At 76.1% G+C, this 13,202-nt stretch carries 12 protein-coding genes and 1 riboswitch; of the genes, 4 read left to right on the forward strand and 8 right to left on the reverse strand.

What is annotated here, in order from left to right; translation table 11 throughout:
* Positions 1 to 8: 8 nt before the first annotated feature.
* Both ACI784_RS06510 and ACI784_RS06515 read right to left on the reverse strand, forming a co-directional pair.
* Positions 9 to 533: a gamma carbonic anhydrase family protein gene (locus ACI784_RS06510; protein WP_456923439.1), complete on the reverse strand. Its 525-nt coding sequence runs from the start codon at positions 531 to 533 to the stop codon at positions 9 to 11.
* Between the two features lie 48 nt (positions 534 to 581).
* Positions 582 to 926, reverse strand: coding sequence for an STAS domain-containing protein (locus ACI784_RS06515; protein WP_456923440.1), 345 nt, complete (start codon positions 924 to 926; stop codon positions 582 to 584).
* Positions 927 to 1,029: 103 nt separating this feature from the next.
* On the opposite strand from ACI784_RS06515, the gene ACI784_RS06520 reads away from it, so the two are divergent.
* Positions 1,030 to 2,307: an MFS transporter gene (locus ACI784_RS06520; RefSeq protein ID WP_457012942.1), complete on the forward strand. Its 1,278-nt coding sequence runs from the start codon at positions 1,030 to 1,032 to the stop codon at positions 2,305 to 2,307.
* Here ACI784_RS06520 and ACI784_RS06525 read toward each other — a convergent pair.
* Complete coding sequence (locus tag ACI784_RS06525) at positions 2,280 to 2,798, reverse strand: Lrp/AsnC family transcriptional regulator (RefSeq protein WP_456923441.1); 519 nt, start codon at positions 2,796 to 2,798, stop codon at positions 2,280 to 2,282. The two genes, ACI784_RS06520 and ACI784_RS06525, sit on opposite strands and share 28 nt — an antisense overlap.
* A gap of 160 nt (positions 2,799 to 2,958) precedes the next feature.
* On the opposite strand from ACI784_RS06525, the gene hppD reads away from it, so the two are divergent.
* Positions 2,959 to 4,185, forward strand: coding sequence for a 4-hydroxyphenylpyruvate dioxygenase (gene hppD, locus ACI784_RS06530; RefSeq protein ID WP_457012873.1), 1,227 nt, complete (start codon positions 2,959 to 2,961; stop codon positions 4,183 to 4,185).
* A 163-nt stretch (positions 4,186 to 4,348) separates the two neighbouring features.
* Positions 4,349 to 4,491, forward strand: a riboswitch (cyclic di-AMP (ydaO/yuaA leader).
* Between the two features lie 15 nt (positions 4,492 to 4,506).
* Positions 4,507 to 5,673 carry a C40 family peptidase gene (locus ACI784_RS06535; protein WP_456923443.1) on the forward strand — a complete coding sequence of 389 codons (1,167 nt, stop codon included), beginning with the start codon at positions 4,507 to 4,509 and terminating at the stop codon, positions 5,671 to 5,673.
* A 173-nt stretch (positions 5,674 to 5,846) separates the two neighbouring features.
* On the opposite strand, the gene ACI784_RS06540 is transcribed toward ACI784_RS06535, so the two are convergent.
* From ACI784_RS06540 to ACI784_RS06555, 4 genes are all read right to left on the reverse strand, one after another.
* A complete protein-coding gene (locus ACI784_RS06540) occupies positions 5,847 to 7,490 on the reverse strand; it encodes a thiamine pyrophosphate-binding protein (protein WP_457012874.1) in 1,644 nt (547 codons plus the stop codon).
* Positions 7,487 to 8,263, reverse strand: a complete 777-nt coding sequence (locus ACI784_RS06545) for a cyclase family protein (protein WP_457012875.1) — start codon at positions 8,261 to 8,263, stop codon at positions 7,487 to 7,489. Before ACI784_RS06545 ends, ACI784_RS06540 begins: the two co-directional genes overlap by 4 nt.
* 86 nt (positions 8,264 to 8,349) lie before the next feature.
* Entirely contained in the window at positions 8,350 to 10,041 is a 1,692-nt protein-coding gene (locus ACI784_RS06550) for a SpoIIE family protein phosphatase (RefSeq protein WP_457012876.1), read from the reverse strand.
* A 96-nt stretch (positions 10,042 to 10,137) separates the two neighbouring features.
* On the reverse strand, positions 10,138 to 10,437 hold the full coding sequence (locus ACI784_RS06555; RefSeq protein WP_456923447.1) for a DUF1905 domain-containing protein: 300 nt from the start codon (positions 10,435 to 10,437) through the stop codon (positions 10,138 to 10,140).
* Between the two features lie 110 nt (positions 10,438 to 10,547).
* Here ACI784_RS06555 and ACI784_RS06560 point away from each other — a divergent pair, with 110 nt between their 5' ends.
* A complete protein-coding gene (locus ACI784_RS06560) occupies positions 10,548 to 12,194 on the forward strand; it encodes a Na+/H+ antiporter (protein WP_457012877.1) in 1,647 nt (548 codons plus the stop codon).
* A gap of 96 nt (positions 12,195 to 12,290) precedes the next feature.
* Here ACI784_RS06560 and ACI784_RS06565 read toward each other — a convergent pair whose 3' ends face one another.
* Positions 12,291 to 13,145, reverse strand: a complete 855-nt coding sequence (locus ACI784_RS06565) for an SDR family oxidoreductase (protein WP_457012878.1) — start codon at positions 13,143 to 13,145, stop codon at positions 12,291 to 12,293.
* Between the last annotated feature and the right edge of the window lie 57 nt (positions 13,146 to 13,202).

The raw sequence follows: 13,202 nt of genomic DNA on the forward strand, positions 1-13,202 counted from the left end.
TCGCGCGGTCAGCCCACCTCGGCGACGCCGGCGGCGTGCCGGCGCGCCAGCTCCCGGTAGATGCCGGGGTTGCCCGACACCCAGCCACGGGCGCCGTCGGAGAGCGGGCCGCGCACCCGGGCGGGGACGCCGAGCGCCATCACGCCGTCCGGCACCCGCATGCGCGGAGGCACCAGGCTCTGCGCGCCGACCAGGGCGCGGGCGCCGATGCGGGCGCCGTCCTGCACCGTGGCGCCGTTGCCGACCAGGGCCTCCGCGCCGATGACCGCGCCGTGCACCACGCACATGTGCCCGACGGTGGCGCCGGGGCCCACCTCGGTCTCCGGGTCGGCGCCGCCGTGCAGCACCGAGTTGTCCTGCACGTTGGCGCCCTCGCGGACCACGATGCGGCCGAAGTCCGCGCGCAGCACGACGCCGTACCAGATCGACGCGCCGGCCTCGACGACGACGTCCCCGACCAGGGTCGCCGTCGGCGCCACCCACGCCTCGGGGTGCACCTGGGGGGACCGGCCTTCGAAGGAGAACAGCGGCACGGACGCCGAGGGTAGGGGCGGCTCCCCACGCCGGCGATCGGAGCGCGGTCAGGCGCCCGCGGTCCCCTCGAGGACGAACAGCGGCGCGAGCCCGGTCAGGTCGAGGACCTGCCGGAAGCGGGGGCCGGCGTGCCGGACGACGGCCGGCCGCCCCTGCCCCGCGGCCTGCTGGGCCCACCCGGCCAGCAGCGCCAGGCCGCTGGAGTCGATGTAGGCCATCCCGGCCACGTGCACCGCGACGATGGTCCCCTCGTCCAGCCCGGCGTCGCGCATGTGGTGCACGAGCGGCGCGTCGACGTCCCCGCGCAGGTGCAGGACCGGGCCGCCCACCTCGTGTACCACCTCGAACGAGCCGGACGGCGGCTCGTCCCCACCCCCGCGGAGGTACCCCACGCACACACTGTGACGGAGCTCGCACCCGCGGACAACCTCCCCGCCCGCCGGTTCCTCCCGACGGGTGGCGCCGGGCGGCGTGCGAGCATCGCTCCCCGTGCGGATGCGGGGGGACGGGGACCTGCCCCGCGAGGTCGGTGTGCTGTCGGTCGTGGCCTTCGTGGTCGCGCTGGGCTTCGGGATCGTGGCCCCGGCCATCCCGCTGTTCGCCCGGTCCTTCGGCGTCGGCACGACCGCCGTCGGCCTGGCGGTCAGCGCCTTCGCGTTCTTCCGGTTCGTCTCCGCCTTCGGCGGCGGCTCGCTGGTCGAGCGGCTCGGCGAGCGCGTCGTCCTCACCCTCGGACTGGTCACCGTCGCGGTCACGACGGGCGCGGCCGGCCTGGCCGGCTCCTTCCCGCTCTTCCTGGGGCTGCGCGCAGCCGGCGGGGTCGGCAGCGCGATGTTCACCGTGGCCGCCCTCTCGCTGCTGCTGCGGGTGGCCCCGGCCGCGCACCGCGGCCGGGCGGCGGCGACCTACCAGGGCGGCTTCATCCTGGGCGGCATCGCCGGGCCGGCGGCCGGGGGCCTGCTCGCCGAGCTCTCCCCCAGCCTGCCGTTCGTCCTGTACGCCGGGTTCCTGCTCGTCGCCGGCGGGGTGAGCCTGCTGTTCCTCCGGTCCCCGGCGCCGGCCGGGGAGGAGGCAGAACCGGCCGCGGAGGAGGCGGCGCCGGCCGGGGAGGAGGCAGCGCCGGCCGCCGTCGCCGACGCCGGCGGCGACCCCGACCCCGGCCCCCTGCCGCTGCGCGCGGCGTTCCGGTCGCGGGCCTACCTCGCGGCGCTGGTGGTCAACCTCGGCGTCGGCTGGATGCTGTTCGGCGTCCGCAACTCGCTGGTCCCCCTCTACGTCACCGAGGAGCTCGGGCGAACGGTCACCTGGGCCGGGTTCGGCCTGCTGGCCGGCTCCCTCGCCCAGGCCGTCGGCCTGCTGCGCTCGGGCCGGCTCGCCGACGCGTGGGGACGACGCCCCGCGCTCGTCCTCGGGACGGCGCTCGCCACCGCCGCCACCGCCGTGCTCGCGCTGCCGCCGGCGACCGGGGCGTTCCTGCTCTCGATGGCGGTGTTCGGGCTGGCCGCCTCGCTGCTGTCCAGCGTCCCGGCCGCCCTGGTCGGGGACGTCAGCCCGGCCCGCGGCGGCCGGGTGGTGGCTGTGTTCCAGATGTCGGCCGACCTCGGCGGGATCGTCGGGCCGCTGGCCGCGGGCTGGCTCACCGACGTCGCCGGCTTCCAGGCCGCGTTCGGCGTCACGACGGCGGTGCTGGGCCTCGGCCTGGTCGCCGCCCTCGCGCTGCCGCGGTCTCCCGGCGTCCCGGCCGCTCAGTCGCCCGTCGCGGCCTCCCGGTAGCCCGGCGCCCGCCCGGCCGGACGCGGCGTCCCCGACGCGAGCAGCGGCAGCACCCGCCGGGGCACCAGCTCCGACAGCGCGACGACGCTGGTCGAGCGCACCACCGAGGGCGAGCGGCCCAGCCGCACCAGCGTCTCCTGCAGCGCGGCGTGCGACTCGGCGGCCAGCCGGACCAGCACGTCGCCGGCGCCGGTGGTCACGTGCGCCTCCAGGACGCCGGGGATCGCCCGCAGGTCGGCGGCGACCTCCTCCAGCGCGCCCTGGGCGATCTCCAGGGTCACGAACGCCTGGACGCCGAACCCCGCCGCGGCCGGGTCGACGTCCGGCCCGTACCCCGTGACGACACCGGACTCCTCCAGCCGCCGCAGCCGCGCCTGCACCGTCGCCCTCGCCACCCCGAGCCGGCGGGACAGCTCCAGCACGCCGGCCCGCGGCTGCTCGGTCAGCGCGGTGAGCACCGCCAGGTCGAGCGCGTCCAGCCGGTGGGCCACCGCTCCTCCTCCCCGAGCTGGTCGATCTGACCACCTCGACGCCGTCGACGGCCGCCGTCCTGCCCCGATCGGCCAGCCCGAGACGGTCATCTTGCCCATCCCGGGCGCCCGGAGGTGTGCTGGACGCACGCAGGGAGACGGGATCATCCGGGAGGGCGACATGACCGCCACCGAGCCGCACGGGACCCTCGAGCAGGTCCTCACCGACGACGAGCGCCTGGCCGAGCTCAGCGCCGAGCAGCTGCGGCAGCTGGTCGGGCTGGTCGAGCACGACCCCGCCACCGACCCCTTCCCGGTCAGCGGCTGGGACGCCCTGGTCTGGATCGCGGGCAACGCCACCCAGACCGCCCACTTCTTCCAGTCCGCGTTCGGGATGGAGCTGGTCGCCTACTCGGGGCCGGAGACCGGCAACCGGGACTCCCGGGCCTACGTCCTCCGCTCCGGCGCCGCCCGGTTCGTGGTCACGGGCGCCTACTCCCCGACCAGCCCGCTGGCCGACCACCACCGCCGGCACGGGGACGGCATCGTCGACATCGCCCTGGCCGTGCCCGACGTGGACCGCTGCGTCGCCCACGCCGCGGCCCAGGGGGCGACCGTCCTCGAGCCGCCGCACGACGTCACCGACGAGCACGGCACCGTCCGGCTGGCCGCGATCGCGACCTACGGCGACACGCGGCACAGCCTGGTCGACCGCTCGCGCTACACCGGCCCCTACCTGCCCGGGTACGTGGCGCGGACGTCGGCACACCAGCGGCGCCCGGGTGCGCCGCGGCGGCTGTTCCAGGCGATCGACCACGTCGTCGGCAACGTCGAGCTCGGCGCCATGGACCGCTGGGTGGACTTCTACCGGCGGGTCATGGGCTTCACCAACATGGCGGAGTTCGTCGGCGCCGACATCGCCACCGACTACTCCGCACTGATGAGCAAGGTCGTCGCCAACGGCAACCACCGCGTGAAGTTCCCGCTCAACGAGCCGGCCGCGGGCAGGAAGCGCTCGCAGATCGACGAGTACCTGGAGTTCTACGGCGGCCCTGGCGCCCAGCACGTCGCGCTGGCCACCGGCGACATCCTCGCCACCGTCGACGCGATGACCGCCGAGGGCGTGGAGTTCCTCCCGACACCGGACTCCTACTACGAGGACCCGGAGCTGCGGGCCCGCATCGGCACCGTCCGCGTGCCGGTGGAGGAGCTGCAGCGCCGCGGCATCCTGGTCGACCGCGACGAGGACGGGTACCTGCTGCAGATCTTCACCCGGCCGACCGGCGACCGGCCGACGGTGTTCTTCGAGCTGATCGAGCGACACGGTTCGCTCGGCTTCGGCAAGGGCAACTTCAAGGCGCTGTTCGAGGCGATCGAGCGGGAGCAGGAACGCCGCGGCAACCTCTGATCCCGGGCGGTGTCGTCACAGCGCGTCAGCACCGGCCGGGGTGTCCGCGCGAGCCGGTCGCCCGGTTTGTCGCCCCCCTGGTGCCGACCTAGCGTGACGGCGTCCGGACGGGTCGTTCCGTCACTCCCCTGTGACACCGGCCGGACGCCGCCGAACCCTGCGCCGGCCCGTTCCGCCGGCACCAGGGACCGGGGACCCACCGCAGTACTGGGGTGAAGCGACCGCGGCCTCGCGAGGGCCGTGGACGCCGGGCGCCTTCCCGCCCGAACCCGTCAGCTAACTCGGTAGGCGGCTGTGGAAGAGAGGACAGACCCGCCCACCATGGCGACGTCGCACGCCCCTGCCCGCGCGCTGCCCCGCCTCCTGGTCGGCCTCGTCGCCGCCGGCGGGCTCACCCTGACCAGCCTCCCCGCGGCGTCGGCCGCCCCCGGCGATCCGGCCACCTCACAGGACGCCGCCGCGCTCGTCGCCGCCAAGGCCCACGACCTCGAGGTCGTCACCGAGCAGTTCAACGAGGCCCGCGAGCGGCTGCGGACCAGCCAGGACGCCGCCACCGCGGCCGGCGCGGAACTGGCCGCCGCCGAGGACGCCCTCGCCACCGCTCGCGAGCAGGTGCGCGCGGTCGCCCGCGGCGCCTTCACCGGCGACCGGCTGAGCACGCTGTCGGCCATGCTCACCAGCGACTCGCCGGAGGAGCTGCTCGACCGCGTCGGCACGCTGCAGACCATCGCCGACCACAACAACGGCGTCCTCGGCGGGGCCCAGCAGGCCGCCGGCGACGCCGACGCCGCCCGCGCCTCCGCCGAGCAGGCGGCCGCCGACGCGCAGGCCCTGGTCGACCAGGTCGCCGCGAAGCAGGCCGACCTCGACCGGCAGGTGGCGCGGTTCCAGGCCGAGTACGACCGGCTGGTCGCCGAGGAGGAGCGGGCGTCGCGGGAGGCCGCCGAGCGCCGGGCCGCCGAGGAGGCCGCACGGGCCGCCGCCGCACAGGCCGCCACGACGCAGGCGGCCCCGGCACCAGCCGCCCCCGCACCCGCCGCCCCGCCGGCCCCGGCCGCCGGCGGCGCCCGGTCGGCCGCCGCACCCGCACCCGCGCCTGCTCCCGCCCCCGCTGCGCCCGTGGCCGGCGGCAGCGCCGCCGCGCAGCGGGCCGTCGAGACCGCGCTCGCCCAGCAGGGCGACCCGTACGTGTGGGCCGCGGCCGGGCCCAACTCCTTCGACTGCTCCGGGCTGGTGCAGTACGCCTACGCCGCGGCGGGCATCAGCCTCCCGCACTCCAGCCGGATCCAGTCGACGATGGGGGCCCCCGTCTCGCGGTCGGCACTGCAGCCCGGTGACCTGGTGTTCTTCTACAGCCCGGTCAGCCACGTCGGCATCTACGTCGGCAACGGGCAGATGGTGCACGCCTCCACCTACGGCCAGCCGGTGAAGGTCGCGTCGATCGACTCGATGGGCGGCTACAACAGCGCCCGCCGCATCGCCGGCTGACCGCCCCGCCTGCGGCGATCATGGCGTCGTGACCACGCCGGAGCGGCCTCCGGCGGTTCCGGCGCCATGATCACGGGGAGAGGCGGCACCGTCAGTGGCCGCGCCCCCTGGGCCCCTTCCGGCGCCGCTCCGCTCCTCGGTCGCTGGCGCTCCCTGCGATGCTCACGGCACCGTCAGTGGCCGCGGAACGCCTCCTCCAGCCACCACGACGGCTCGTCGGCGGCCACCTTGGCGTCGATGAGCAGCGGCGCCGTACGCGGGCCGGCCACCCAGTCGGCCACCGCGGCGAGGTCCTCGACGCCGCGCACGGTCACCCCGACGAAGCCGTACCCGCGGGCGATCGCCGCCAGGTCGGCGTCGGGGAAGCGGACGGTGTCCAGGGGGTGGCCCTCCGGCCCGAAGTGGTGCACCTCGGCGCCGTAGGCCGCGTCGTCGTAGACGACGACCACCATCGGCAGCCCCAGCCGGACCACCGTCTCCAGCTCCGAGGCGCTCATGAGCGCGCCGCCGTCGCCGAGGGCGGCCACCGGCAGCCGGTCCGGCCGGGCCAGCGCCGCGCCGATCGCCGAGGCCAGCCCCAGACCGACGGACTGGAAGGCCTGGGTGAAGCAGAAGCCCTGCTCGTCGGGGACGTCGAGGAACATGCTCGGGTAGCCCATGAAGTTGCCCGAGTCGACGGCGACCACGCGCTCGGCCGGCAGCAGGTCGTCCAGCGCGATGGTCAGCGTGCGCGGGTCGATCCGTCCGGCGCCCCCGACCGGCGCGAAGGGCACGTCCCGCCAGCGCACCCGGTCGGCGATCGCGGCGCGCACGTCCGGCGTCCGGTAGCCCTCGACGGCCCGCTCCCCGAGGACGGCGGCCGCGGCCTCCGCCGTCCTCCCGACGTCGCCGACCACCCCGAAGGTCAGGTCGCGGTGGACGCCGAGGGCCGCGGGGTCGTCGTCGACCTGGACGACGACGGCGGAGCGGCCGATGAGCCGGCCGTGCCGCATCGTCCACATGTTGAGCGCGCACCCCCAGCCGACGACGAGGTCGGCGCCGCTGATCAGCTCTGCGGCGAGCGGCGAGGCGAACCCGCCCGAGACGTCGAGCGACCACGGGTCGCCGCGGAAGAGGCCGCGCGCCACCGCCGAGGTCGCCAGCAGGGCGCCGCAGCGCGCGGCGAGGTCCTCGAGCGCCGCGCGGGAGCCCCGGGCACCGCGGCCGGCGACGAACACCGGCCGCCGGGCGTGCCGCAGCGCGTGCACGAGCCGCTCCACGTGCTCCGGGGTCACCACCGGCTCGGCGGGAGCGGGCACCGGCGGGGGCCCGGACGGCACCGGGAGCTGCGCCACCTGCACGTCCAGCGGCAGGTTGAGCAGCACCGTCCGCCGGCCGTGGACGGCGGCCCGGACCGCGGCGGCCACCTGGTCCAGCGCGTCACCGGCCGAGGTGACCCGCATCGGCACCGCGCCGACCGCGGCCGCCAGCCCCGACTGGTCGACGGCGAAGTTCGACGTCGGCGCGGACGCCTCCGCAGCGACCACCAGCAACGGGGTGCGGCTCTTGGCCGCCTCCGTGATGCCGGTCATCGCGTTGGTCAGCCCGCAGCCCTGGTGCACGCTCAGCACCACCGGCCGGCCGGTCATCCGGGCGTGGGCGTCGGCCATGGTCGCCGCGCCGCCCTCGTGGCGGGCGGCCACGAACCGGGCCCCGGCGGCCACCATGGCGTTGGTGACGGCGAAGTTGCCGGAGCCGACGACGCCGAACACGGCGCCGACCCCGCAGCCGACCAGGGCGGCGCCGACGGCCTCGGCGACGGTGGTGCGCGACGTCATCCGCGGTCGACGAGGGCCAGGACCCGCGCCGGCGAGCCGGAACCCGAGACGATCGGCAGCGGCGCCGGCACCAGCACCGCCCCGGTGGGCGGCAGCTGCGCCAGGTTCTGCAGCTGGGTCAGCCCGTACTTGCCGTTGCCCATGAGCGCCGCGTGGCACGGGAACGGCGGGTCGAAGGAGTGCGCCGCCCCCGCGTCGGTGCCCACGGTCTCCACGCCCACGCCGACCACCGGCGCCTCCTCGGCCAGCCAGCGCGCGCAGTCCGGCGAGATGCCCGGGGTGTGCGCGCCGGCGTCGTCGGCGTTGAGGAACTCCTCCTGCGAGGCGCTGCGGGCGTCCCAGCCGGTGCGGTAGAGCAGCCACCCGCCCTCGGGCAGCGGCCCGTGCTCGGCCTCCCACGCCCGCACGTGCTCGACCTCGAGCAGGAAGTCGGGGTCGGCGGCGGCCTGCGCGGAGAAGTCGAGGACCGCCGCCGGGGCGATCAGCCGCTGCAGCGGCACGGAGGCGACGTCCTCGCCGTCCTTGCCGGTCACCCAGTGGTTGGGCGCGTCGAAGTGCGTGCCGGTGTGCTCGCCGGACCGGAAGTTGTTCCAGTACCAGGCCGGACCGCGGTCGTCGTACCGGCTGAGCTCCTCGAGCTCGAAGCGCGCGGTCTGGGCGAACTGCTCGGGCAGCTGGATGACCGGGGTCTCGGCCGACAGCGGGGCGGTGAGGTCCACGACCTCGATGCGGCCGCCGACCAGGGCGGCGGCGAACCCGGACAGGGCTGACATGGGCGTCCCTTCGACGGGGGAACTCGGGGTGCTGCGAGCATGCCGCACCCGGGAGCCGGACGGCCGGCGCGCGGACGCGGTGCCGGTCAGCCGGCCGGGCGCCCCTCCTGCTCGTGGCAGCGGACGGCGACGATCGCGACGTCGTCGTCCGGACGGCCCCCGACGATCCGGCCCAGCAGCTCGTCGCACAGCTCGTCGACCGGCTGCGGGCCGACCGCCGCGACGGCGGCGAGCAGCCGGTCGGTGCCCTCGTCTATGCCGGTGCGGCCCTGCTCGACCAGCCCGTCGGTGTAGAAGACCAGCGTGTCCCCGGGGCCGACGTCGGCGACGGAGTCCGACCGCGGGTGGGGGGAGTCCGCGCCCAGCAGCGTCTCCGGCGGGGAGGCCAGCAGCTCGACCCGCCCGTCGGCCCGCAGCAGCAGCGGGGGCAGGTGTCCCGCCGAGGACCACCGCACCGTGCGCCGGCCGGTCCCGGCCAGTTCCCGGGCCTGCTCGATGCGCGCGATGAGGACGGTCGCCAGGGTGCCGACCTGCAGCCCGGACATGACCGCGTCGACCCGGGTGAGGATCCGCGCCGGCTCCTCCTGCCGGTCGAAGGCGATCCCTCGGACGATGCTGCGCAGCTGGCCCATCGCCGCGGCCGCGTCGACGTTGTGGCCGACGACGTCCCCGATGACCAGCAACGTCGCGCCGTCGGGCTGCTGGAAGGCGTCGTACCAGTCCCCGCCCACGTGCAGCGTGCTCGACGCCGGCTGGTACCGGACGGCGATCTCCAGTTCGTCGGGCTGGGGCGGCGGGGTCAGCAGGCTGCGCTGCAGCGTCTCGGCGACCTTGAGCTGCCGCCCGTAGAGCCGGGCGTTGTCGATGGCCAGCGAGGCGCGCCGGGCGACCTCGACCGCCGTCGCGATCTCCATCTCCCCGTGGGCCGCCCGCCCCGAGGAGTTCACCAGGCCGAGGGCGCCGAAGGTCTCCGAGCGGGCCCGCAGCGGCACGATCGTGATCGAGCCGGCGTCCAGCCGCTCCCACGCCTCCCGCACCTCGTCGCTGCCCAGCGCCGGCTCCACGAGGGCCGGGTCGATCCAGGGCAGGTGGACCGGCTCGCCGGTGAGCAGCGCGGCGGCCATCGGGTTGCTGTCGTCGCCGGGGGTCTGGAGGCGCCCGAGCATGTAGGTCTCGAGGTCGGCCAGCCGGGCGGGGTCGCGGTGTGCCCAGCGCTCCTCCGGGGACTGCCCGTCGTCCCCGACGACCGTGACCACGGCCCAGTCGGCCAGCCGGGGGACGACGAGGTCGACCAGCTTGCCCACCGACTCCCCGGCGTCGAGCGTGCTGATCATCGCCTCGCTCACCTCGGCGAGGAAGCGCAGGCGGTCGTCCTCGGCCGCGGCGTCGGAGCGGGCATCGGCGTCCTCGGCCCGCAGCCCCTCGGGCAGCGGCCCGGCGCTCTCCCGCAGGTGCACGTGCAGCTGGTCGCCGGCCCGGTGCGCCGTGGCGTCGAGCCAGCGCTCCGCGGGGGCGTAGAAGCCGCGCCAGGTCACCCGCTCACCGACGCTGCGGGCGTGCAGCAGGAAGCTGTGGAAGATCGTGCCGGCCAGCTCGGGCAGCGCGATCCAGATGTTCCGGTCGACCAGCTCCTCGCGCCGGCGTCCCAGCAGGTCGGCGGTGGCCTGGTCGACCGCCACGAGGGTCCAGTCGGCGTCGAAGACGGCGACCGCCCCGTGACCGACCCGGGCGCCCGCGCGGCCACCGGCGCGGGCGGAGGGCACGACCGCTTCGTTCACGACGTCCCCATCACCTCGGCCGGGCGGCGCACCCGCTGCATGATCCCGGCACAGTACGCCAGGGACGGCGACCGGCCGGGGACGCCGTGCGCGCGCTCAGCCGAGCCGTTCCTCCAGGTGGACGGTGACCGTGTCGCCGGCCTGCTTGCCGATCGCGTCGCGCACGTCGGCCCGCACCGGGAGCTTGTGCGTGCCGTCGCCCAGGGCCATGAACGAGCTGCGGAACGGCCGCCCGTCGATGGTGCCGCGCACCTTGACCAGGCCGCGGGTGCCGAAGAACTCGGCCGACCGCGGCATCTGCACGTAGGTCCACCCGCCGTCCGCGGGGCTGCGGAGCAGCTGGGCGGTGAACTCGGTGTCCAGCGGTCCCGGCCCCGTCGATCGCGCAGCGGTCATGGTGGCGCTCCTCTCCTCGTCCTCACCGCTCCGACCGCGGGACGGGCCGGAAGTCATCGGCGGGCCGCACTGCCCGCTCCCGGCCGGTCGGGAAGGATGCGGAGGTGCACGTGGATCCCCTGTTGCTGCTGGTCCTCGGCGCGGTCGCGGTGATCGTGGCGGTGCGCTGGCTGGCCGACCGCAGCGGGCTGCCGGCCGCGGCGCTGCTGACCCTGATCGGCATCGCCTACGCCTACCTGCCCGGCCCGAACATCGCGCTCGACCCCCACCTCGTGCTCACCCTGGTGCTGCCACCCCTCCTCTACAGCGCCGCTCTCGACAGCTCCCTGACCGCGATCCGCCGCAACCTGCGCACGGTGGTCAGCCTCTCGGTGCTGCTCGTGACCGCCACCGCGCTGGTGATCGGCATCGGCTTCGAACTGTTCGTCGCCGGCGCCACCCTCGCGGCGGGGATCGCGCTGGGCGCCGCCGTGGCCCCGCCCGACCCGGTCGCCGCGCTCGCCGTCGGCCGCAAGGTGGGCCTGCCGCCGCGGCTGATCACCCTGATCCAGGGCGAGGGGCTGCTCAACGACGCCACGGCCCTGACCATCCTGTCGGTCGCGGTCGCCGCCGCGCAGGGGGACGGGTTCTCCACCCCGGCCGCGGTCGGGCAGTTCGTCGTCGTCGCCGCCGGCGGCGTGGCGGTCGGGGTGTTCATCGCCCATGCGGTCCGGCCGCTGCGCAAGCTGCGCCGGGACCCGCTGTCGTCGAACGCGATCTCCCTGGCCACCCCGTTCGTGGCCTACCTGCTGGCCGAGAGCCTGCACGTGTCGGGGGTGCTGGCCGTCGTCGTCGCGGGGCTGATCATCGGGCACAACTTCCCGGTCTGGGCGACCGGCGCGACCCGGCTGCAGACCGACGCGGTCTGGCGGCTGGTCGACTTCCTGCTCGAGGGCGTCGTCTTCCTGCTCATCGGCCAGCAGCTGCCCGCGGTCATCCGCGGCCTGGGCCAGTACACGACCGGCACGATCGTGACCGCGTCGCTGATCACCGTCGGGGTGGTGCTGCTGCTGCGGCCGCTGTGGCTGTGGCTCACCGAGCACCTGCCGCAGTCGCTGCACACCCGGCTGGGCGGCGAGGACCTGGCCGGGGAGGACGGCGACCCGCGGACCGCACTGACGCGGCTGTCGGGCCGGGAGATCGTCGTCCTCAGCTGGGCCGGCACCCGCGGGGTGATCAGCCTCGCGGCGATCTTCACCCTGCCCCTGACCACGGACACCGGGGAGCCGTTCCCCGACCGCAACCTGCTGCTGTTCTGCGCCTTCCTCGCCGTGCTGGTCACGCTGGTCGGCCAGGGGCTGACCTTCGCCCCGCTGGCGCGCGCCCTGGACCTGCGGGCCGACGAGGCCGACCAGGCCCGGCTGCGCAACGAGGCGCGGGCGGCCTCGGTGGAGGCCGGCCTGCGGCGGCTCGACGAGCTGGCCGCCGAGCAGCACGACCACGTCGACGACGAGGCGATCGAGACCATCCGCGCGCAGCTGCAGGCCCGCCTCGACCGCTACCGGCGCCGGCTGGACGTGCTGCAGTCCGCGGGAGGCGGCGAGGTGCCGATGTCGCCGGAGTACGAGGCGGCGCTGCGGGTGCGCAAGGCCGTGCTCGGCGCCCAGCGCGCGGAGCTGCTGCACTGGCGGGACGTCGGCCGGCTGCCCGACGAGGGCCTGCGCCGGCTCGAGCGCGAGCTCGACCACGAGGAGGGCCGGCTGCCGGCCCGCCGGTGACAGCGGGCCGGGTGGTACCCCGTTCGTGATCGCGCCTCCGGCCCCCTCCAGGGCGTTCCCGAGCGTGCGAGGAGACCCGGGAGGGGGTCCTTCCTCTCAGGCGAACGGGCGCAGACCCTCGACCAGCGGCGTGCTGGGGCGGCCGGCCAGCTTGGCGAGGTCGCCGGAGGTGGCGCTCAGCGCGCCGGCGCGGATGCCGCCCTCCAGCCCGACCACGAACCCGGCGGTGCCCTCGTCGAGCCCGGCGGCCAGCAGGGCCGCGCGCTGCTCCTCCGGCGAGCGCCGCTCGTAGGCGACCTCGCGGCCCAGCAGCTCGCCGATCGCGGCGGCGAGCTCGTCGAAGCTCCAGGCCGTGTCGCCGGAGAGCTCGTAGACCCCGCCCTCGTGGCCGTCGGTGACCAGCGCGCCGGCGATGGCCGCGGCGTAGTCCGCGCGCGTGGCGCTGGCGACCCGGCCGTCGCCGACGCTGGCCGCCACGACGCCGGTCTCCCGCGCCTGCTGCAGCTGGGGCACGTAGTTCTCGGTGTACCAGCCGTTGCGCAGCAGGGTCGCCGGCAGGCCGCTCTCGCGGATCATCTGCTCGGTCGCCCGGTGGTCGGGCGCGAGCAGCAGCGGCGTGTCGTCGGCGCCCAGGATACTGGTGTAGGCGATCCGGGCCACCCCGGCCCGCACCGCGGCGTCCACCACGGCCCGGTGCTGGGCGACCCGCGCCCCTGGCTGGCTGCCCGAGATCAGCAGGACGGTGTCGCCCGCGGAGAACGCGGCGTCCAGGGTGGCCGGGTCGTCGTAGTCCAGGCGCACGGTGCGCACGCCGCGCTCGGCGAGGTCGGCGATCCGCTCCAGCGCCCGCCCACCGGCGACGACGTCCCCGGGGGCGACGCCCCGGGCGAGCAGCTCCTCCACGACGAGCCGGCCGAGCTGGCCGGTGGCTCCGGTGACGACGATCGACATGCGGGGTCCTCCGATACGGGCGGGATGGCGAGGGAACGCCATTGCACGTCGGCGAAC

This window comes from Geodermatophilus sp. SYSU D01186 (genome assembly GCF_054050215.1).

What these genes read in the sequence shown, in the direction of transcription:
- ACI784_RS06565 (WP_457012878.1), bottom strand. Translation starts at nt 13,145, where the DNA reads ATGTCGATCGTCGTCACCGGAGCCACCGGCCAGCTCGGCCGGCTCGTC.
- ACI784_RS06545 (WP_457012875.1), bottom strand. Translation starts at nt 8,263, where the DNA reads ATGTCAGCCCTGTCCGGGTTCGCCGCCGCCCTGGTCGGCGGCCGCATC.
- ACI784_RS06540 (WP_457012874.1), bottom strand. Translation starts at nt 7,490, where the DNA reads ATGACGTCGCGCACCACCGTCGCCGAGGCCGTCGGCGCCGCCCTGGTC.
- hppD (WP_457012873.1), top strand. Translation starts at nt 2,959, where the DNA reads ATGACCGCCACCGAGCCGCACGGGACCCTCGAGCAGGTCCTCACCGAC.
- ACI784_RS06520 (WP_457012942.1), top strand. Translation starts at nt 1,030, where the DNA reads ATGCGGGGGGACGGGGACCTGCCCCGCGAGGTCGGTGTGCTGTCGGTC.
- ACI784_RS06555 (WP_456923447.1), bottom strand. Translation starts at nt 10,437, where the DNA reads ATGACCGCTGCGCGATCGACGGGGCCGGGACCGCTGGACACCGAGTTC.
- ACI784_RS06535 (WP_456923443.1), top strand. Translation starts at nt 4,507, where the DNA reads ATGGCGACGTCGCACGCCCCTGCCCGCGCGCTGCCCCGCCTCCTGGTC.